Source organism: Streptomyces sp. NPDC000348, assembly GCF_042898795.1.
Classification (GTDB): domain Bacteria; phylum Actinomycetota; class Actinomycetes; order Streptomycetales; family Streptomycetaceae; genus Streptomyces.
In genome coordinates this window covers 46,367-65,773 of sequence record NZ_JBIAZD010000002.1, presented here as the reverse complement: position 1 = coordinate 65,773, position 19,407 = coordinate 46,367, and the positions used below count along the sequence as shown (strand labels likewise).

Here is a 19,407-nt window from a genome sequence, read left to right as displayed (position 1 = left end):
CTCCCGGCGCGGGGCGGGCCGTCCGCGTGCCGGGAGCCCTGGGCGGGCGGGCTACCCGTTCGGCGGCGGGCCGTCGATCGGGCGCCCCAGGACCCCCGGACGCTTCTGCCAGGGCAGCGGTCCGGTGGGCGGCCGGTAGGCGACCCCGAGGGCGTCCAGACGCCGGTAGTGGGCGGCCATCCGCCGTTCGAAGTCGGCGAAGTCCCGGTCGGCGGGGGCGGGCAGGTCGCTCCAGGCGACCTCGGCGAGCGCGGCGAGCCGGGGGAACGTCTGGTAGTCGACGCGCCCCTGGTCCTCCATCACCTCGGTCCACACGTTGGCCTGGGTGCCCAGCACCCGCGCGGCCTCCTCGCCCGTCAGCTCCGCGGGCACGGGCTCGAAGCGGTAGACGTCCTCCAGGGTGCGCACGTACCCGATCGGCACCGGCTCGTCGGGGCCCGCGTCCTGACGGTAGTCCAGGTACACCTGCTGCTGGGGGCACATGACCACGTCGTGGCCCGCGCGGGCGGCGGTGACCCCGCCGGAGTAGCCGCGCCAGGAGGAGACCGCGGCGCCGGGAGCCAGGCCGCCCTCCAGGATCTCGTCCCAGCCGATCAGCCGGCGTCCCCGCGCGGCGAGCCACGTGTCGAAGTGACCGATGAACCAGGACTGGAGCGCGTCCTCGTCGGCCAGTCCGAGGTCGCCGATCTGTTTCTGCGCGGCGTCCGACGCGCGCCACTGCTCCTTGGGGCATTCGTCGCCGCCGATGTGCACGAACGACGAGAACGGGCCGGCGTCCGCGGGGAAGAGTTCCAGGACTTCCTCGAGGACCCCTTCGTAGAACCGCAGGGTGTCGTCGGTGGGGGCGAGTACGTTCGGATTGATCCCCCAGGTGTCCCAGACGGTCAGGGAGGCGGTGTCGACGACATCGGAGTTGCCGAGTTCCGGATAGGCGGCGATGGCGGCCTGCGAGTGGCCGGGCACGTCGATTTCCGGGACGACGCAGATATGCCGCTCGGCGGCGTAGGCGACGATCTCGCGGATGTCGTCCTGGGTGTAGTGACCGCCGTGCGGCCTGTCGTCCCACAGCGGTGACGCGCGGTGCCCGATTTTCGTCCGGGCGCGCCAGGAGCCGGTCCCGGTGAGCTTCGGATAGCGCCGGATCTCGATGCGCCAGCCCTGGTCGTCCGTCAGATGGAAGTGGAGGACGTTGAGTTTGTGCGCCGCCATCAGGTCGAGATAGCGCAGCACGCCTTCCTTGGGCATGAAGTGCCGGGCGACGTCGAGCATCAGTCCGCGCCAGCGGAACCGGGGCCGGTCCTGGATCTCGGCTTCCGGCAGCTCCCAGCGGGTGCGCCCGAGGTGCGCCCGCCGGAACGCGTCGGGGCCGAGCAGCTGCCGGAGCGTCTGCGCGCCGGCGAAGGCGCCGGCCGGGTCACCGCCCGCGATCAGCGCACGGTGGTCACGGACGGTGACGCGGTACGCCCCGGGCGGGAGGTGGTGATCGTGCCGCAGCTCGATCGCGTTCTCCGCGGCCCGCCCGGGCGGGCCGGGCTCGCCCTCCCGCAGCGGCAGGCCGGTGGCCGCCTGCAGGGTCGTGCGCAGCCAGCGTTCGGCACTGCCCACGCCCGGCCCCGCGGTCAGTGTCGTGTCCCCGTCGAGGACGAAGACCCGCTCACCCCACGTGCTCACGCTCAGCGGCGCGGGAATCAGTTCCGTCAGTGAAGTCACGTCAGTCCTTTACCGCGCCACCCGGTCCGGAGACCGGACGCCGCTGCACGAGTACGAAGAAGACCAGTACCGGAATCGTCCTCACCGTGGACGCCGCCATAACCCCGCCCCGGTCCGGCTCGTCGGGTGCGCAGAAGACCGGCGGCGCCATCGGCAGGGTCGACTGCGAGATGTCGCTGACGATGAAGGACTTGGCGAACAGGAAGTCGTTCCAGGTGGAGATGAGGGAAAACACGCCGGCGGCCACCAGGCCCGGCAGGAGGAACGGGAAAAGGATCTGCCACGAAAGCGCGCGCGGCTCGCCCCGTCGATGCAGGCGCCCCCTCCAGCGCCCGGGGAACGGCCTTCACGAATCCCCTCGGCATCCGGATCGCGAACGGCAGGGAGAACGCGATGCGGGGCGGGATCAGCGACCAGAGCGTGTTCAGCCGGCCGAAGTCCCGCATGATGAAGAACAACGGGATGGTCAGCGCCTCCACGGGCACCGTCCGGGCCACCGGAAACATGATCGGCAAGGTGGTCCGCAGCCGGAACCGGAATCGCGTCACGGCGGTCGCGGCGAGAAAGGCGATCAGTGCGGAGGCGATCACCACGGCGACCGCGACGACGGCGCCGTCGAGTAAGTACCGGCCGAATTCCCGCTGTCCGGACACCCGCCGGAACGAGTCCGGCGTGGGCGCGAGCGTCCAGGGGCGCGGCTCGGCCGACTCGATCTCCCCGGCCGGTTCGAAGGCGCTCGGCACCGTCGAGTACAGCGGGAAGGCCACCACGGCGGCGACCAGCGGCGCCGCCGGCCCGGACGCCGGCCTCCCCGGACGCCGCACGAACCGGCGCACGGGATTCACCCGGGGTTCGCCGCCCTGGCTCACAAGTGTTACGGACAGCTTCATGAAGTCCCCCCGAATGCGTTGCAACATGCGCAATAAAAATTGTGTTATGCGCAACGCATCCAAGACTAGGGACTGGGCGAACCACGCCACAAGAGGTCTCAACCACTCTTCGCCCGGCCGGTCGCCGCCGCGGCTGCCGTCGACATCGTCCTCGCCGGGCGTGGGATGCGGTTCTCCCCGGTGTGAACGCCGGGGCCTTCCCAAACGCCGGGGCCTTCCCACAAGAGACCAGGTGACCCGAGGACGCACCCTGCGCAACGCGCGGGCAGCACAAAGGCCCCCAGGGCACGCAAAGCGCACCCGGGGGCCCCGAGAGGGTCGGACCGACGGAAGGAGGGGACGGGCTACTTGTCGCCCTTGCCCTTGTCGTCGCCGCCGGCGCCCATGGACTCGTAGATCTCCTTGCACATGGGACACACCGGGTACTTCTTCGGGTCACGACCGGGCACCCACACCTTGCCGCACAGCGCCACGACGGGGGTCCCGTCGAGGGCGCTCGCCATGATCTTGTCCTTCTGGACGTAGTGGGCGAAGCGCTCGTGGTCACCGTCGCCGTGGGAGGTCTGCGGCGTCGGCTCGACGAGGGTCCCCGTACCAGTCCCGCGCTCGGGCTCAAGAGTGCTCATAACAGCCAAGGGTACTGAAGATCACACGCATCAGTTGAGCGAAGGGTCGTCCGGATACGTGGCCACCATCGCCAGCTCGTTGCGCTGGCGGCGCAGCACCTCGCGCCAGAGCCGCTCCGGGGCCGGGGAGGAGACGTCGCCGGGCTCCGACTCCACGACGTACCAGGCGCCGTCCGCCAGCTCGTCCTCCAGCTGGCCGGGGCCCCAGCCGGCGTATCCGGCGAAGATGCGCAGCGAGCCGAGGACGGAGGCGAGCAGTTCCGGCGGGGCCTCCAGATCGACCAGCCCGATCGCGCCGTGCACCCTCCGCCAGCCCGGCGGCGCGGCCTCCCCGGCCGCCCCGCCCGGGACGACGGCGACGCCGAGGGCCGAGTCCAGCGACACCGGACCGCCCTGGAAGACGACACCCGGTTCGCCGGCCAGGTCCGCCCAGCCCTCCAGGATGTCGCCCACGTCCACCGGCGTCGGACGGTTGAGGACGACACCGAGGGAGCCCTCCTCGTCGTGGTCGAGGAGGAGCACCACCGCACGGTCGAAGTTCGGGTCCGCCAGGGCGGGAGTGGCCACGAGCAGCCGCCCTGTGAGCGAGGACACCTCGGTCATGCCAGACATGATCCCGCATCCCGCTCCCCCGTGGGGAGGCAACGGGGGTACGGGAGTGAACACGGCCACGATGCGCAGGAGCGGCCCGGTGGGGGCCCGCTCGAGGGCGGTGGCGGAAGACGGGCGGGCGGACCGGAGCACACCCGGCGCACGGCGGGGTCGGTTACCCGGGGTGGCTGGTCACAAACCCTCCGTGTTGTGACAGACCCATGACGTTCCACGGCCCTCCTCGGGCTTACGGAAGGGGGGCCGGGGGCGACTACCCTTTCCCTTCTGCCCCCTGCCCCACTCCCCACGGAACGCGAGATTCATGACCGTCAACGACGTCGATGACGTACTGCTTGTCCACGGCGGAACCCCGCTGGAGGGCGAGATCCGTGTCCGCGGTGCGAAGAACCTCGTGCCGAAGGCCATGGTCGCCGCGCTGCTGGGCAGCGCACCGAGCCGGCTGGGCAACGTCCCGGACATCCGTGACGTCCGGGTCGTACGGGGTCTGCTGCAACTGCACGGCGTGACGGTCCGTCCGGGCGAGGAGCCCGGCGAACTGGTGCTCGACCCCACGTACGTGGAGAGCGCCAACGTCGCCGACATCGATGCCCACGCCGGGTCCTCGCGGATCCCGATCCTGTTCTGCGGCCCGCTGCTGCACCGGCTCGGGCACGCGTTCATCCCGGGGCTCGGCGGCTGCGACATCGGCGGCCGGCCCATCGACTTCCACTTCGACGTGCTGCGGCAGTTCGGCGCGACCATCGAGAAGCGGGCGGACGGCCAGTACCTGGAGGCCCCGCAGCGCCTGCGCGGCACCAAGATCCGGCTGCCGTACCCCTCGGTCGGCGCGACCGAGCAGGTGCTGCTGACGGCGGTCCTCGCGGAGGGCGTGACCGTCCTGTCCAACGCGGCGGTGGAGCCGGAGATCGAGGACCTGATCTGCGTCCTGCAGAAGATGGGCGCGATCATCGCGATGGACACCGACCGGACGATCCGCGTCACCGGTGTGGACAAGCTCGGCGGTTACACCCACCGCGCCCTGCCCGACCGCCTGGAGGCCGCCTCCTGGGCGTCCGCGGCACTGGCGACCGAGGGCAACATCTACGTCCGCGGCGCCCAGCAGCGCTCGATGATGACGTTCCTGAACACCTACCGGAAGGTCGGCGGCGCCTTCGAGATCGACGACGAGGGCATCCGCTTCTGGCACCCCGGCGGCCGGCTGAAGTCCATCGCGCTGGAGACGGACGTGCACCCGGGCTTCCAGACGGACTGGCAGCAGCCGCTGGTGGTCGCGCTGACCCAGGCGACGGGCCTGTCCATCGTCCACGAGACGGTCTACGAGTCCCGGCTCGGCTTCACCTCCGCGCTCAACCAGATGGGCGCGCACATCCAGCTGTACCGCGAGTGCCTGGGCGGCTCCGACTGCCGCTTCGGCCAGCGCAACTTCCTCCACTCGGCGGTCGTCTCGGGCCCGACGCAGCTCCAGGGCGCGGACCTCGTCATCCCCGACCTGCGCGGCGGCTTCTCCTACCTCATCGCCGCCCTCGCCGCCCAGGGCACCTCCCGGGTCCACGGCATCGGCCTGATCAACCGCGGCTACGAGAACTTCATGGAGAAGCTCGTGGAACTGGGCGCCAAGGTCGAACTCCCGGGCAAGGCGCTCGACTGACGGAACCCTCCCCGCACACGCCGATGGGGCGGTCACCCGGAATCCGGGTGACCGCCCCATCGGCGTGAGTGAAAGCGCCCCGAAGGGGCGCGGGGAACTGCGCGACCGGCCACGGCCGGCCCGCAGTCGCCCACGGCACTCTTAAAAAAGCAAGGCTACTTGCCCTTGGCGGCTTCCTTCAGCTTCGAGCCCGCCGACACCTTCACGCTGTACCCCGCGGGAATCTGGATCGGCTCACCGGTCTGCGGGTTGCGCGCGGTGCGCGCGGCGCGGTGGGTGCGCTCGAAGGTCAGGAAGCCGGGGACGGTGACCTTCTCGTCGCCCTTGGAGACGATGTCGCCGACGACCTCGGCGAACGCGGCCAGCACGGCGTCGGCGTCCTTGCGGGTCACCTCGGCGCGGTCGGCCAGCGCGGCCACCAGCTCACTGCGGTTCATTTTGTTACTCCCGTGTTCTTCTTGCCGTTGAGGCGTGCCACGCGGCGGAGCCGCATGTCGGGCACGGCCAAGCCGATGCTGCCAGGTTCCTCGGTGGGTCCCCGGACCCGGGTCCCTCGTCAGACCCACGCGCCCAGGGACGCATCCTGCCTCTACCTGCGGCGGTAATGCCAATCCGGCACCCGCAGGAGTCGTGAGAACACCCCGGGGAGTCACACGAAGAGCGCCACGGCCCGGCCGCCACCATAGAGGGCGGCCAGGATCTCCGGGTGCCCCGACGCGCCGGTTCCAACCGGCCGTGGTGATCCTCACAGCCCTCTCGGCGTCCGGGTTTCCCTAGGGGGCCGGCGTCCCCGCCGCCTTCGCCGCCTCGCGCACCGCGCCGGCGACGGCGCCGGCGACCTTGTCGTTGAAGACGCTGGGGACGATGTAGTTCGGGTTCAGCTCGTCCTCGGTGACCACGTCGGCGAGGGCCTGGGCTGCGGCCAGCATCATCTCGGTGTTGACGGTGCGGGACTGGGCGTCCAGCAGGCCGCGGAAGACGCCCGGGAAGACCAGCACGTTGTTGATCTGGTTGGGGAAGTCGGAGCGGCCGGTGGCCACGACGGCCGCCGTCCGGCGCGCGATCGCGGGGTCGACCTCGGGGTCGGGGTTCGCGAGCGCGAACACGATCGCGTCCTCGGCCATCGCGGACACGTCCGTGCCGTCGAGGACGTTCGGGGCGGAGACGCCGATGAAGACGTCCGCGCCGCGCACGGCCTCCTTCAGGGTGCCGGTGAGGTTCTCGTGGTTGGTGTTGTCGGCGATCCAGCGCAGCGCGGAGCCGGGGGCGGCGTCGACGAGGTCGGCGCGGCCGGCGTGCACGACGCCGTGGATGTCGGCCACCACGGCGTTCTTCACCCCGGCGGCGAGCAGCAGCTTCAGGATGGCCGTCCCGGCGGCGCCGGCCCCGGACATCACGACGCGGATGTTCTCGATCGCCTTGCCGGTGACCCGCAGGGCGTTGGTCAGGGCCGCGAGGACGACGATCGCGGTGCCGTGCTGGTCGTCGTGGAAGACGGGGATGTCGAGGGCCTCGCGCAGCCGCGCCTCGATCTCGAAGCAGCGGGGGGCGGAGATGTCCTCCAGGTTGATGCCGGCGAAGCCCGGCGCGATGGCCTTGACGATCTCGACGATCGCGTCGGTGTCCTGGGTGTCCAGGCAGATCGGCCAGGCGTCGATGCCGGCGAACCGCTTGAACAGGGCCGCCTTGCCCTCCATCACCGGCAGCGCGGCCTTCGGGCCGATGTTGCCGAGGCCCAGGACGGCCGAGCCGTCCGTCACGACCGCAACGGAGTTGCGCTTGATGGTCAGGCGGCGGGCGTCCTCGGGGTTCTCCGCGATCGCCATGCACACGCGGGCCACGCCGGGCGTGTAGACCATGGACAGGTCGTCACGGTTGCGGATGGGGTGCTTGGACGCCATCTCGATCTTGCCGCCGAGGTGCATCAGGAACGTACGGTCGGAGACCTTGCCCAGGGTGACGCCCTCGATGCCGCGCAGCTCCTCGACGATCTCGTCGGCGTGCGCGGTGGAGGAGGCCGCGATGGTGACGTCTATGCGGAGCTTCTCGTGGCCGGACGCGGTGACGTCGAGGCCGGTCACCGAGCCTCCGGAGGACTCCACGGCGGTGGTGAGCTGCGATACGGCGGTTCCGCTCGCGGGCACCTCCAGCCGGATCGTCATCGAGTAGGAGACGCTGGGCGCCGTTGCCATGGCCGACTTCCTCTGCTTTTACCGTGTCGCTGAATGTGCCGTCCGATCGTCGCACCTACCCCTGAGTACGCGGTAGCCGCCCCGGATTGCGGACGTTTTGTTCACCGACGACTACCGCATGACGGAAGACGGCTTCCACTCCACGAGAGAGAAGCGGGCAAGGGAAGAGGCCCACGTCACCGGGGAATGACGTGGGCCTCTCGTGCGCTTGAGTGACACCGACCCGCCATGCTCGCCTCGCGGCAAGTGGTCGCTCGAAGCGACTAAGGTTGGGCCCGGGGGCTTGGATCGGGCCGGTGCCACACCAAGGCTAACAAACGGATCCGGTAAGACCATTCCCGCGGCGCAACCCGTTTTTTCCGGGCGCTCCTCAGCCCCCAGTCCCTCAGTCCCTCAGCAGATCCGGCACCCCGGCCGCGTCCGGCTCGTCGCGGTCCGCCGAGACCACCGTGAGCTGCTGGGTGGCCCGGGTCAGGGCGACGTACAGGACCCGCAGGCCGGCCGGGGACTCGTCGGCGATCTCCGCCGGGGAGACGACGACCGTCGCGTCGTACTCCAGGCCCTTGGCCTCCAGGCTGCCGAGCGCCACCACGCGGTCACCGAGCCCGTCGAGCCAGCGCCGGGCCTCCTCGCGGCGCTGCATGGCGACGACCACGCCGACGGTGCCGTCCACCCGCTCCAGCAGCCGGGCCGCCTCCGCGCGCACGGTCTCCCCGAGCGCGCCCTCCGCGACGGCGAAGCGCGGCTCGACGCCGGTGGAGCGCACCGCCCTCGGCGACTGCGATCCGGGCATGGCGAGGGCGAGCACCTTCGACGCCAGCTCGGCGATCTCCGCGGGGTTGCGGTAGTTCACGGTCAGCTCGAAGCGGCGGCGCGGGCGGGTGCCGAGGGCCTCGTCACGGGCCTGGGCGGCCTCGTCGGGGTCGGACCAGGAGGACTGGGCCGGGTCGCCGACGACCGTCCAGGTGGCGTGCCGGCCGCGGCGGCCGACCATGCGCCACTGCATCGGGGTGAGGTCCTGGGCCTCGTCGACGATGACGTGCGCGTACTCGACGCGCTCCTGGGCGAGCCGCTCGGCCCGCTCGCGCTGTGTCTCCTCGCGCACCGGCATCAGCTCCTCCAGGCCGGTGAGCTGGTCCAGCGGGTCGAGCTCGCGCTTCCTGCGGGGGCGGGCCGGGGCGCCGAGGATCGCCTGGAGCTCGTCGAGCATCGCGATGTCGTGCACGGAGCGGCCGTCCCGCTTCAGCGCGCGGGCGACCCTGCGGACCTCGCCCGGGTTGAGGATCCGCCGGGCCCAGCGGCCGAGGCGCCGCTCGTCCGCCATGGTGTCCAGGACGGCGGCCGGGGTCAGCTCGGGCCACCAGGCGTCGAGGAAGGCGGTGAAGTCGTCCTCGGAGGTGACGTCCTCGTCGAAGGAGGCACGCAGCTCCGCGGCCAGCTCCGGGTCGGTGTGCCGGTTCCCGGCGCCGGAGCGCCGCCACAGGGCGTCGAGGAGCAGCTTGCGGGCTCGGGGGCGCAGCAGGTTGACCGGGGCGGTGCCGCCGAGGGCGGTGCGGCGGACGTCCGCCAGCTCCTCCGCCTCCAGTTCCAGGCGGCGGCCGAAGGCGACGACCCGCAGCCGCTGTGGTGAATCGTGTCGCTCCAGTGCTCCGCGCGCGGCCTTCCGCAGCACCTTCAGCATCCGGTACGAGCCCTTGGCGCGGGCCACCGCCGGGGAGTCGTACAGCGTGGCCTCGGCGCCGTCGACCAGCGAGCCGATGGCGCGGACGGCGACCTGGCCCTCCTCGCCGAGGGAGGGCAGCACGCCCTCGGTGTAGGCGACGAGGAGCGGGGTGGGCGAGACGATGAGGATGCCGCCCGCGTACCGGCGCCGGTCCTGGTAGAGGAGGTAGGCCGCGCGGTGCAGGGCGACGGCGGTCTTGCCGGTGCCGGGGCCGCCCTCGACGTAGGTCACGGAGGCGGCGGGGGCGCGGATCACCAGGTCCTGCTCGGCCTGGATGGACGCCACGATGTCCCGCATGGTGTGCGTACGGGCCTGGCCGAGCGCGGCCATCAGGGCGCCGTCGCCGATCACGGGCAGCTCGTGGCCGTCCAGGGACGCCGTCAGCTCCGGGCGCATCAGGTCGTCCTCGACGCTTCGGACCCGGCGGCCCTTGGAGCGGATGACGCGGCGCCGCACGACCCGGCCGGGGTCGACCGGGGTGGAGCGGTAGAAGGGGGCGGCGGCCGGCGCCCGCCAGTCGATGACCAGCGGGGCGTAGTCCTCGTCCAGGACGCCGATGCGGCCGATGTGGAGGGTCTCGGCGATGTCGGCGGTGTTGTCGGGGCGCACGGCGCCCTCGGCGGGCTCGACGGCGGTGTACGCCCCGTCGGGGCCCTTCTTGCCGTCCTTGCCGAGCAGCAGGTCGATCCGGCCGAAGAGGAAGTCCTCGTACTCGTTGTTCAGCCGGTTGAGGTGGATGCCGGCCCGGAAGACCTGGGCGTCCCGCTCGGCGAGGGCGCCGGGCGTGCCGACCTGGCCGCGCAGGGCGGCGTCGCGCATGAGGAACTCGGCCTCGTGGATCTTCTCCTCGAGGCGCCGGTACACCCGGTCGAGGTGTTCCTGTTCGACTCGGATCTCCCGGTCGCGAACGGAGTCGTGAACCGGATCGACCGCGGTTTCCTGTTGAGCCTGAGCGGCCACCGGGCCCCCTTCTGACGTGCTGGGCAGCCGTCAACCGTACGCGAAGGGGGCCCCGGTCGGCTACGCGTCGACCTCGACGAGCAGCTTTCCGTCGAAGGTCATGACCTGGAAGTGGTCGATCTCGTTCGGCTGGAAGGCGGCGCCGCCCTGGACGTACAGCGGCTGCTTGGCCCTGTCCGTCCTGGCGTCCGGCAGTCCGTACCCCTCGGCGGGGACGGACCAGGAGTTCACGGTCTCGCGCTCGCCGTTCCTGCCGACGGCGATCAGCGAGCACTTCTGCTCGCCCTTGACGTTCTTCAGCTCCGTGACGATCTCGGTGCCCCAGAGCTTCTCCTCCAGGGCCACGGTCGCGGTCACCTGGGTGCCGGGATCGGTCGCCATGATCTTCTCGGAGCTCTTGTCGAAGGCCTCCTTGGCGGGGTTGGCCGCGAGCGTCTGGCCGGTACCGCTCCCGCCGCCCCCCTCGTCGCTCCCGCCGCTGGCCGCGACGGCCACGAACGGACCGCTGACGATCAGCGCGCCGGCGGCGGCCACCATGTAGAAGTTGCGGCGGCGCTTCCTCGCGCGGCGCTCGGCCACCTCGTCGACCAGCTTCTCCACCACGCGCGGGGAGGGCTTTGCGGACAGCGACTCGCCCAGCGCGGGCGTCCCGGTGCCGGGCAGGTCCGCGAGCGCGGCCAGCATCGGTTCCATGCCGGCGAGTTCGTCGAGCTGCTGGGCGCACCACTCGCAGGTCGCGAGGTGCGCCTCGAAAGCGGTTGCTTCGGCGTCGTCGAGGATGCCGAGGGCGTAGGCGCCGACGGTCTCGTGTTCGTTCGGCACCGGTGATCCCTGCATGGGACCAGACATACCCGTACCGCCCTCTCCGTATCCCCCGTAGACCCTCGTCACGCCGTCACCCCCCGCTCCTCCAGAGCCAGCTTCATCGACCGCAGGGCGTAGAAGACCCGGGAGCGGACGGTGCCGCTGGGTATGCCGAGTGTCTGCGCCGCCTCATTGACGGTACGCCCCTTGAAGTACGTCTCGACGAGTACCTCCCGGTGCGCCGGGGTCAGGTCGTCGAGCGCGTCCGACAGCGTCATCAGCCACAGCGCCTTGTCGATCTCGTCCTCCGCGGGGATGACCTCCAGCGGCGACGGATCGACCTCCTGCGGCCGGGCCTGCCGGCTGCGGTGGCCGTCGATGACGATGCGCCGGGCGACCGTCACCAGCCAGGGGCGTACCGAACCGGTCGCCCGATTGAGCTGACCGGCGTTCTTCCAGGCACGGATGAGCGTTTCCTGGACGACGTCCTCGGCGCGCTGCCGGTCTCCGGCGACCAGCCGCAGGACGTAGGCCAGCAGAGGTCCGGCGTGCTCGCGGTACAGCGCGCGCATCAGCTCCTCGTCGGGTTCCGAGGGCTGTGAGGACATGCGATGTCGGGCCCTCGCTCCACGTTCCCTGGCCACGGCCGCATCCTTGCGCACGCCCACCTCCGGTGTCCGGGGGATCCCCCCGTCGGTCGCTCGACAACCGGTACGGGCCCGGGGTGTTGGGTGTTCAAAGCGAGAGGACGGTTTTCTGCGAGGTCACGTGACGACCGGGACATGAGCCCACAATCCCCCCGCCGTTTCTTTACATTTACGGCACAACGACAGGGCTGTGATGCGCATCACAGCGCGAGGGCGGCGAACGGCCGTGTGACCGGAGTCACTTCGGCGTCCTCGCACGGTCGGCGCGCGGAGGCCGCGCGGGACGCACCGGAGCCGGTCAGGCCCGGGCGAGCGCCGCGCGGCGGCGGTGGCGGGCCACGCGCTCCCGGTTGCCGCAGATCTCGCTGGAGCACCAGCGCCGCCGGTGCCCCCGGGAGGTGTCGAGGTACACGATCGGGCAGGTGTCGCCCTCGCACTGCCGCAGGCCCGCGCGTGCGACGGGGTCGGTGAGCAGGTCCACCGCGTCCCGCGCGACGGCCGCGAGCAGCGCCGCGCGGCCGGGCGGGCCGTCGAGGCGGCGCACCAGCGCCCCGTCCTCACCGGGCACCGCGCGGGGCACCGGGGGCGCCGCGCGGGCCAGTTCGTTGACCCGGGCGAGTGCCAGGTCGTACGAGGGGACCCCGGGCACCGGGCGGCCGCGCACCAACGGGGCGAGCCGTCCGCGCAGTTCGCGGAAGGCCGCCGGCCAGGAGGCGTCGGCGTGGGCCAGCGGGGTGTCCGCGGGCACGAGCCCGGAGCCGGTGATCCAGGCGCGCAGCACCTCCACGGAGCCGAGGCGTTCCACGGGATGGGTGGTCGCGAGCAGATCCAGGCAGATCCGCCCGGTGTCGAACCGCAGCTCGTGGGAGGCCGTGACCGTACCCAATGTCATGTTCCTGCCACCGCCTAGGGTGGCCCCGCGCGAGGGGGCCGGTGAGCGATCCGGGAAACCGTTCCCTCCCACAGTGCCCGCCCGCCGCGGCCCCCGGAACCCCCCGGGCCGGTCGCCGGGCTCCCGTCTTGCGTCCCGGAAGGGCCGGGCCGCGCGGCGTCACGCGCGTGCTCCGGGACGCCTCCCGCTCACGGCCCCCGGGAAGCGCGCACGGCGCCGTGGGGCGGTGGGAGCCGGCAGGGCTCGACGGCGGAACCCGGCACCGGCGGGCGGCCGTGCGGCCGCCGCGCTCAGTCCTCCCCGTACTTCGACTCCGCCGCCGGGTCCAGGGCGAGGCGGTAGCCGCGCTTGACGACCGTCTGGATCAGCTTCGGGGCGCCCAGGGCGGAGCGGAGGCGGGCCATGGCGGTCTCCACCGCGTGTTCGTCGCGCCCCGCGCCCGGCAGGGCGCGCAGCAGCTCCGCACGGGAGACGACCCAGCCGGGCCGCCGGGACAGCGCCCGCAGCAGGGACATCCCGGCCGGCGGTACGGGTCGGAGCGCGCCGTCCACCAGGACCGCGTGCCCCCGGATCTCCACCCGGTGCCCGGCGAGGGGCAACGCGCGGGCGCGGGCGGGCAGTTCCCGGCAGAGCAGCTGGACCAGCGGACCGAGCCGGAAGCGTTCGGGCTGCACCGTGTCGATGCCGCGGGCCTGCAGCGGCAGCGCGGTGACCGGGCCGACGCAGGCGGGCAGCACGTCGTGGCCGAGCGCGGCGAGCAGGTCGTCGAGGAGTCCACGGCCCTCCGCCCGGGACAGCAGGGACGCGGCGGCGGGCGCGCTGGTGAAGGTGACCGCGTCCAGGGTGCGGGCGACGGTGGCGTCGATGAGGCGGTCCACGGGGCCGAGGTCCTCCGGCGGCAGCCAGCGGTAGACCGGCACCCCCACCACCTCCGCTCCCCCGGCCCGCAGCGACTCCACGAACCCGGGCAGCGGCTCACCGTGCAGCTGTACGGCGATCCGCAGTCCGTCGACGCCCTCCTCCAGGAGCCGGTCGAGCACCTCGGCCAGGGACTCCGACGCCGGCGACCACTCCTCGGTCAGCCCGGCGGCCCGGATCGCGCCCTTCACCTTGGGCCCGCGCGCCAGGATCCGCACCCCGCGCAGCCGTGCCAGCAGGTCCTCGCCCAGCCCCCAGCCGTCGGCGGCCTCCACCCACCCCCGGAAACCGATCGCCGTCGTGGCGACCGCGATGTCCGGGGCCTGCCCGATGATGTCCTTGGTGGCGGCCAGCAGTTCGCTGTCGTCGGCGAGCGGCACGATCCGCAGGGCCGGGGCGTGCAGCACGGCCGCTCCGCGCCGCTCAAGCAGCGCGCCCAGCTCGTCGGCCCGGCGCGCCGCGGTCACCCCGACGGTGAACCCCGCGAGGGGCCCGTGTTCCGGTGGCTGCTCTTGTTCGTCGTACATGGCTCTCGTCCCGGCTCGAGTCGGTGTACCGCGGGGAGGTGCGGCTCCACCTCCATGCCGATCGAGCCTGTCAACGATCCATGACAGGCTCGGTTCGGCTTCATGTCACCAGTGTTACGTCATACGTCGGCGTAGCTGAGCTGCTTCTTCTCCTCCGGGGCGGCGTCCGTGGCGGCCGGCCGGACCGCCGGACGGCGAAGGTATACCGCCCAGGTGACCGCGAAGCAGACCGCGTAGCAGGCGAGGAAGGCGACGAACGCTCCGGTGCCGGAGCCGTAGGAGAGGAAGGACTGGCGGAAGGCCAGGTTGATGCCGACCCCGCCGAGCGCGCCCACCGCGCCGATCAGCCCCATGGACGCCCCGGACAGCCGCCGTCCGTACGCGGCCGCCTCCTCACCCGTGAGCCCCTTGGCCAGGGCCTTCGCCTGGAAGATGGCGGGGATCATCTTGTACGTCGACCCGTTGCCCAGGCCGGTCAGCACGAACAGCACCACGAAGGCGACGGTGAACAGCGCGAGCGACTTCTGCATGGAGGCGACGATCAGCACCGCGGTCGCCGCGCCCATGGCGACGAAGTTCCACAGCGTGATCCTCGCCCCGCCGTACCGGTCGGCGAGCGAGCCGCCCACCGGGCGGATCAGGGAGCCGAGCAGCGGGCCGATGAAGGTGACGTACGCGGCCTCGAGCGGGGTGCGGTCGAACTGGTTCTGCAGCACCTGTCCGAAGGCGAAGCTGTAGCCGATGAACGAGCCGAAGGTGCCGATGTAGAGGAAGGACATGATCCAGGTGTGCGCTTCCCTGACGGCGTCCTTGGCGGCACCGGTGTCGTTCTTCACCGAGGCGAGGTTGTCCATGTACAGCGCGCCGAGCACGGCGGCGACGACGATCAGCGGGATGTAGATGCCGAGCAGCACCCGCGGTCCGCCGCTCGCGCCGATGATCGCCAGGGCGGCGAGCTGGATCACCGGGACGCCGATGTTGCCGCCGCCGGCGTTCAGACCGAGCGCCCAGCCCTTCTTCCGGAGCGGGAAGAAGGCGTTGATGTTGGTCATGGAGGAGGCGAAGTTGCCGCCGCCGATCCCGGCCAGCAGGCCGACCAGCAGGAAGGTGGAGAAGGATGTCCCCGGCTCCATCACGGCGAACGCGGCGACGGTGGGCACGAGCAGCAGTCCCGCGCTGATCACCGTCCAGTTCCGCCCGCCGAAGATCGCGACGGCGAAGGTGTACGGGACCCGGACCACGGCGCCGACCAGCGTGACCATAGACGTCAGCAGGAACTTGTCGGCCGGGGTGAGTCCGTACTCCGGGCCCATGAAGAGCACCAGCACGGACCACATCGTCCAGATCGAGAAGCCGATGTGCTCGGACAGCACGGAGAAGAACAGATTGCGCCGGGCGATCTTCTCTCCGGTCCGGTTCCAGAAGGTCTCGTCCTCCGGGTCCCACTGCTGGATCCAACGGCCGCTGCGGGCTGTCATGAGGCCTCCACTGCTCTCCGGGGCGCGGGCGGTGCCGCGAGGGGCTGATCCCGAAGGTAGGGAGGGGGCGTTTCATGACTGTGGCGGGCGGTGACCGGTAGGGAACGTTGCTCTCACCTCGGGCGGGGGCGGGATGAGAGGTGTCCGGCACCGGCCGGGTGCCGTGCCGTGAGGCTCTGGCGCCGCGGGGGCTGCCCGTGGGGGGTTCTGCTGGGCGGGGTGCCCGTAGGGGGGCGGGGGCTGGGCGCAGGGGCCGGGGGCCTGGGGCGGGGGGCCGTAGAGGCCGGGGGCCTGGGGCGGGGGGCCGTAAAGACCGGGGGGCCTGGGGCGGGGCGCCGTAAAGACCGGGCTGTCCGTTGCTCATCCGCCCTCGCCCCTGGCCACACCGTTCACTTCCACGACAGGGGCAGTGCGGCACGCCCGCCCACCTCGAACCACAGCAGCTTCCCGGCCCCCCGCCCCGGCACGCCGTCCCCGAGCGCCCAACCGCCCCAGGAGTCGGCGTACTCCCGCACGAGACGCAGCCCACGCCCGGTTTCGGCGTCGGACGGAGCGAGCGGGACGGGGTCCTCGCCGGACCGGTCGAACGGGGCGGGAACGTACGGGTCGCTGTCCCACACCCCGACCCGCAGCCGGCCGTCGCCCAGCCCCGTGAGCCGCAGGGAGGCGGGCCCCTTGGTGTGCAGATAGGCGTTGGTGACCAACTCCGACACCAGCAACTCCACGACGTCGAGGGCGTCCTGTCTGCCGTGCCCGTCGAGCGCCGCCCGCACCGTCATCCGTGCGACGCGTACGGCGCGGGGGTCATGGGGGAGGCGAAGGGCGTACGTCCAGGGGTGGGGCGGGGCTACGGTGACCATGGTTGTCTCCGGGGAGTTGGAGGGGACGTGGCTTTCGCACTCACGGCTGCGCCGGGCGGTGGCAGTGCCTTGGTAGGTGCGCTTCCGGCTTACGAGCGCGGCGGCTGAGCGATATCGCTACGATAGAGCCGAGCTGGAAGATAAATCTCCCAACTACTGGAGGTACATCTTCAATTAGCTCGTGTGAGGGACATGAGAGCCGCTTCGCGGCGAGGAAGGACACGCCGTGCCGCCCACGAACAATCCGACGCTGCGGCAACGGAGACTGGGCGCCGAGCTGCGCAAACTCCGTGAGAAGGCGGGGTTCACGGTGACCCGGGCCGCCGAGCATCTGGGCGTCAACCAAGGGCGTGTGAGCATGATCGAGACCGGTCGCAGCCCTGTGAGCGCCGACCTCGTACGCGGGATGGCGTCCGCCTACGACTGCTCCGACCAGGCTCTGGTCGACGCGCTGGCCGCCATGACCGGGCGCCGGCGTCGGGGCTGGTGGGAGGAGTACCGCGAACACCTGCCCGCCGCGCTGGTCGACCTGGCGGAGCTGGAACACCACACGACCGCACTACGCGTGGCCCTGGTGATCCACATTCCGGCGCTGTTGCAGACCACCGATCACGCCCGCGCCCTCTTCCGGGCCGTGGTGCCGCCCATGCGCCAGTACGAGATCGAGCACCGCCTCACCTACCGCATCAAACGGCAGGGCATCCTGCACCGGGAGGATCCGCCCTCCTATTCGGCGATCATCCACGAGTCGGCGCTCCGCATGGGCTTCGGCGGCCCCTCCGTCTCCCACGGCCAGCTCACGCACCTGCTCGACATGGGCGAGATGCCCCATGTCACCATCCGGGTGATCCCATTCGGCACGGCCTACTTCCCGAGCACCGGCCAGTCCTTCGACTACCTCACGGGCGCTGTACCGCAGCTCGACACGGTCCAACTGGACACGCACCACGGAGGCTGCGGATTCCTCGACGCGGAGGCACAGTTGGCCAAGTACCGAGCCGTGCTGGACCACATGACGTCCTGCGCACTCGATCCCGCCGAGTCCCGCGACTTCATCCACAGCCTCGTCCGAGAAGCCTGAGAAGGAACACCGTGCACACCATCCGCTGGCGCAAGTCGTCCCACAGTGGCGACAGTTCGAACTGCGTGGAGATAGCCACCACTCCTGCCACCGTCCTCATACGCGACTCGAAGAACACGTCCGGCCCTCACCTCGGCCTCTCCCCCTCCACCTGGCTCGCCTTCCTCACGCACATCACGAAGTGACCGTCGGGCCACTCGCTTCTTTGCCGGTGTCGTGCTTCCACGACCCGCATCAAGGGCGCTGCGTTCCGCTGCGCTCCACTCCGCGTCGCCTTCGGCGACGGCCCTCCGGGCCACCCTTGACCCGGCTCGCTCCAGCACGCGGGAAGAAGCGAGCGGCCGGAAGGGGAGCGGGGGCCAGGCACGCTTGCGATGCGAGGCCGGTGGCGAAGCCGCTCGGTGTTCGCGCTACGCACTCGCGCCTCGCCTGCACACACAGGAGAGCTCAGCGGCGAGCGATCGGTGGTCGGGGTGCGCCGGGTGAGGGCTGCGCCTTGCAAAGCGTGTCCCGCTTCGGGGGTGTGGGCGGTGCCGGCATCGCTCTCACTACCGGCCTGTCGCAGCACTGCCGACGGCCTTGAACCGCACCGATGCGGCGGTGACCCGCACATTCCACGTGCGTGACCGGCTGCATCACCCGGTGGGACACGATCTCCCCGAGGGCTCATGACCTCTCACCGTGCCGAAAAGTGTGAGCATCCGGCCGCCGAATGCAACTCCTGCACTCAGATGAGCGGACCGTGAACACCGCGGGCCGAGATGCTCGCGTCTCCAGAGCGGCACACGTCCCCCGCCGGCACGACGAAAGGCCACCCCTCGCGACGTGACACAGACGGTGAAGCCGCCACCACGAACAGCAGCAACGTGAGCGCGAGGCGGCAGGCAGCACGTGGCAACAGAAAAGGGCACGTCTTCGCCACTGCGCAGGGCAGACCGATCGACCCGACCAATCTCACCCGCACCTTCACCACACTCCTCCGCAAGGCCGGCCTCCGCCGCATCCGCTTCCACGACCTCCGCCACTCCACCGCCACAGGGAGACCGCCGTGTCCGCTGTGCCGAGGTGGTCGGTGAGCAGCACGCTGAGCCGGTGACCGGTCGTCGCGCCGTTGCTCGCGGTGCGGGTCACCGACGGCGCGCCGGCCTGCCCGTAGGTGCGGGACGCCCGGACGACCGCCCCGGCGGCGTCGGCCGTCACCTCGGTCCCGCCCAGGTAGAGCGTCGAGCCCGACGGTGAGTTCTCCAGGACGCGGTTTCCGGCGGTGTCGTAGACGTACGTCGTCTTCGTGCCGTCGTACGTGTAGCTGCTGTCCTCGCCTGCCGGGTCGGAGCTGATCCCTTTCATGGTGTGCGGCTGTGGTGTGCCGTAGCCGTACTTGAAGGAGACGTTCTTCGTGGCGTTCGCCGGGTCGTGCTCGGTCATGGCGGCGCGGTTGCCGAGCCAGTCGTAGGTGAAGGACTGGCGGTAGGCGGTCCCTCCCGCGGAGACCGTGGCCGCGTCGGGGGCGGTGGCCGCCCGGGTGGAGGCCAGCGAGGTGTCCGGGCTCGACACGTCGAGCCGGCCAGTGTGCGGGTCGACGAAGTCCGTAGTCCACACCCTGTGGGGCTGGGAACCGGACACCGTGCGCAGGGCCTCGCCGTAGGGCGAGTAGGTGACATCGCCACGGGCTCCGGGAGGAGGACGTCACCCGGCTCTCCCCGCTCAGGCACCACGACCTGAACACCCGCTCGGCCGCTACGGCTTCACCGCCTCCACCCCGGCGGCCGGCGCCCCGCGCCCGCCGCGCGACCCGGACGGGCCGGAGCCGGACGAGGACGACGAAACGTGGACCGGAGT

Annotated in this window: 15 protein-coding genes and 3 pseudogenes; 4 read left to right on the top strand and 14 right to left on the bottom strand. The window is 71.5% G+C overall.

Annotated features, from left to right (window positions below; all coding sequences use genetic code 11):
- Nucleotides 1–51 precede the first annotated feature (51 nt).
- The 4 genes and pseudogenes from ACFY3N_RS04150 to ACFY3N_RS04135 all read right to left on the bottom strand — a co-directional run bounded on the left by ACFY3N_RS04150 (nucleotide 52) and on the right by ACFY3N_RS04135 (nucleotide 3,829).
- Entirely contained in the window at nucleotides 52–1,710 is a 1,659-nt protein-coding gene (locus ACFY3N_RS04150; RefSeq protein WP_390815084.1) for a beta-N-acetylhexosaminidase, read from the bottom strand.
- Between the two features lies 1 nt (nucleotide 1,711).
- A pseudogene (locus ACFY3N_RS04145) lies at nucleotides 1,712–2,600 on the bottom strand (carbohydrate ABC transporter permease).
- 344 nt (nucleotides 2,601–2,944) lie between these two features.
- Nucleotides 2,945–3,226: a DUF3039 domain-containing protein gene (locus ACFY3N_RS04140; protein WP_073931595.1), complete on the bottom strand. Its 282-nt coding sequence runs from the start codon at nucleotides 3,224–3,226 to the stop codon at nucleotides 2,945–2,947.
- Nucleotides 3,227–3,256: 30 nt separating this feature from the next.
- Nucleotides 3,257–3,829: a YqgE/AlgH family protein gene (locus tag ACFY3N_RS04135; protein WP_390815083.1), complete on the bottom strand. Its 573-nt coding sequence runs from the start codon at nucleotides 3,827–3,829 to the stop codon at nucleotides 3,257–3,259.
- Between the two features lie 310 nt (nucleotides 3,830–4,139).
- On the opposite strand from ACFY3N_RS04135, the gene murA reads away from it, so the two are divergent.
- Nucleotides 4,140–5,486: a UDP-N-acetylglucosamine 1-carboxyvinyltransferase gene (gene murA / locus ACFY3N_RS04130; RefSeq protein ID WP_390815082.1), complete on the top strand. Its 1,347-nt coding sequence runs from the start codon at nucleotides 4,140–4,142 to the stop codon at nucleotides 5,484–5,486.
- 155 nt (nucleotides 5,487–5,641) lie between these two features.
- On the opposite strand, the gene ACFY3N_RS04125 is transcribed toward murA, so the two are convergent.
- From ACFY3N_RS04125 to ACFY3N_RS04085, 9 genes are all read right to left on the bottom strand, one after another.
- Nucleotides 5,642–5,923 carry an HU family DNA-binding protein gene (locus tag ACFY3N_RS04125; protein ID WP_004987462.1) on the bottom strand — a complete coding sequence of 94 codons (282 nt, stop codon included), beginning with the start codon at nucleotides 5,921–5,923 and terminating at the stop codon, nucleotides 5,642–5,644.
- A gap of 336 nt (nucleotides 5,924–6,259) precedes the next feature.
- Nucleotides 6,260–7,678, bottom strand: coding sequence for an NAD-dependent malic enzyme (locus ACFY3N_RS04120; RefSeq protein WP_390815081.1), 1,419 nt, complete (start codon nucleotides 7,676–7,678; stop codon nucleotides 6,260–6,262).
- A gap of 385 nt (nucleotides 7,679–8,063) precedes the next feature.
- Entirely contained in the window at nucleotides 8,064–10,361 is a 2,298-nt protein-coding gene (locus ACFY3N_RS04115) for a HelD family protein (RefSeq protein WP_390815080.1), read from the bottom strand.
- A 60-nt stretch (nucleotides 10,362–10,421) separates the two neighbouring features.
- Nucleotides 10,422–11,183, bottom strand: coding sequence for an anti-sigma factor family protein (locus ACFY3N_RS04110; RefSeq protein ID WP_390815079.1), 762 nt, complete (start codon nucleotides 11,181–11,183; stop codon nucleotides 10,422–10,424).
- Between the two features lie 65 nt (nucleotides 11,184–11,248).
- Nucleotides 11,249–11,833: a sigma-70 family RNA polymerase sigma factor gene (locus tag ACFY3N_RS04105; RefSeq protein ID WP_030834383.1), complete on the bottom strand. Its 585-nt coding sequence runs from the start codon at nucleotides 11,831–11,833 to the stop codon at nucleotides 11,249–11,251.
- 277 nt (nucleotides 11,834–12,110) lie between these two features.
- Complete coding sequence (locus ACFY3N_RS04100; RefSeq protein WP_390815078.1) at nucleotides 12,111–12,704, bottom strand: CGNR zinc finger domain-containing protein; 594 nt, start codon at nucleotides 12,702–12,704, stop codon at nucleotides 12,111–12,113.
- A 290-nt stretch (nucleotides 12,705–12,994) separates the two neighbouring features.
- Entirely contained in the window at nucleotides 12,995–14,149 is a 1,155-nt protein-coding gene (locus ACFY3N_RS04095) for a uroporphyrinogen-III synthase (RefSeq protein WP_390815077.1), read from the bottom strand.
- Nucleotides 14,150–14,268: 119 nt separating this feature from the next.
- Nucleotides 14,269–15,627 carry a nitrate/nitrite transporter gene (locus ACFY3N_RS04090; RefSeq protein ID WP_390815076.1) on the bottom strand — a complete coding sequence of 453 codons (1,359 nt, stop codon included), beginning with the start codon at nucleotides 15,625–15,627 and terminating at the stop codon, nucleotides 14,269–14,271.
- Nucleotides 15,628–16,016: 389 nt separating this feature from the next.
- Nucleotides 16,017–16,487 (bottom strand): ATP-binding protein, encoded by a 471-nt coding sequence (locus ACFY3N_RS04085; protein ID WP_390815075.1) that lies wholly within the window; start codon nucleotides 16,485–16,487, stop codon nucleotides 16,017–16,019.
- Between the two features lie 226 nt (nucleotides 16,488–16,713).
- Here ACFY3N_RS04085 and ACFY3N_RS04080 point away from each other — a divergent pair, with 226 nt between their 5' ends.
- From ACFY3N_RS04080 to ACFY3N_RS04070, 3 genes and pseudogenes are all read left to right on the top strand, one after another.
- Nucleotides 16,714–17,568: a helix-turn-helix domain-containing protein gene (locus ACFY3N_RS04080; RefSeq protein WP_390815074.1), complete on the top strand. Its 855-nt coding sequence runs from the start codon at nucleotides 16,714–16,716 to the stop codon at nucleotides 17,566–17,568.
- Nucleotides 17,569–17,579: 11 nt separating this feature from the next.
- Nucleotides 17,580–17,753 carry a DUF397 domain-containing protein gene (locus ACFY3N_RS04075; protein ID WP_390815073.1) on the top strand — a complete coding sequence of 58 codons (174 nt, stop codon included), beginning with the start codon at nucleotides 17,580–17,582 and terminating at the stop codon, nucleotides 17,751–17,753.
- A 662-nt stretch (nucleotides 17,754–18,415) separates the two neighbouring features.
- Nucleotides 18,416–18,644: pseudogene (locus tag ACFY3N_RS04070) on the top strand (tyrosine-type recombinase/integrase); the annotation flags it as partial.
- Here the strand turns inward: ACFY3N_RS04070 and ACFY3N_RS04065 are convergent.
- Nucleotides 18,604–19,230, bottom strand: a pseudogene (locus ACFY3N_RS04065) (hypothetical protein); the annotation flags it as partial. The pseudogenes ACFY3N_RS04070 and ACFY3N_RS04065 sit on opposite strands and share 41 nt — an antisense overlap.
- Nucleotides 19,231–19,407: the final 177 nt, after the last annotated feature.